1 pseudogene is annotated in these 781 nt (G+C 48.8%); it reads right to left on the bottom strand.

Annotation, left to right across the window (positions count from 1 at the left end):
- Positions 1 to 118 precede the first annotated feature (118 nt).
- A pseudogene (locus ACOCD2_RS23385) lies at positions 119 to 508 on the bottom strand (transposase); the annotation flags it as partial.
- Positions 509 to 781: the final 273 nt, after the last annotated feature.

Raw genomic sequence — 781 nt, 5'->3', positions numbered from 1 at the left:
AGCGCCAGCTCTACACCGGATACTTGCCAGGGACTCTTGATTCCCAGTATCTGGGCATATAGGTCTTTGTCTCTCATAAGGGGATTACGATAATCTACCCACTCCATTTGGGGAAGAGCCATTGCACAAATTCATGTACCCATTCTCTTGCTGACTCCAGACTTTGGAATGGTTGATTCGGATAACTGGGCCCATACTTCAATGTACGGAACAGACTCTCTGAATAAGGATTGTCATCACTGACTGAAGGGCGGCTGAACGAGGGCACTACGCCGAGTTTCTGCAAGGTCGCCAGCATGGTGGCGCCTTTCATCGGACTGCCGTTGTCAGAATGTAGCACCAGACCCTCTTCATGGATTGATTCAGCCAGACAGGTTTTCCTGATGAGTTGGCTGGCATGTGCTGCGCTTTCACTCTCATGAATCTCCCAGCCAACAATTTTGCGGCTGAATACATCTTCAATCAGGTACAGATAATAGAAAATCCCCCGTATTGTTGAGGCCAGATAAGGGTGAGTAGACCGGCGGAATCTCACCGCCAGCCCCTCGCAGAACCGTACGTGACACTCTCGCGTCATACGGCTCCCATCATTCGGCCCTTTGCTTGTCCACTCCAGTGCACGAAAACGTGCGGATAACGTTGTTTCAGCGTATCGATATATCCTAGAGTTTAGAGTAAGCAACATTGTTCCACCGTATATTTTCGGGTGAAATAAAGTTGCTATTTTGTTCATACTGCCCGTTAGAGCTTGTTCTATACGCTGATTGCTGCATCCTGCTCA

It is taken from the genome of Thiolapillus sp. (genome assembly GCF_048562965.1).
Taxonomy (GTDB): domain Bacteria; phylum Pseudomonadota; class Gammaproteobacteria; order Chromatiales; family Chromatiaceae; genus Thiolapillus; species Thiolapillus brandeum_A.
This window is presented reverse-complemented; position numbering and strand designations above follow the sequence as displayed.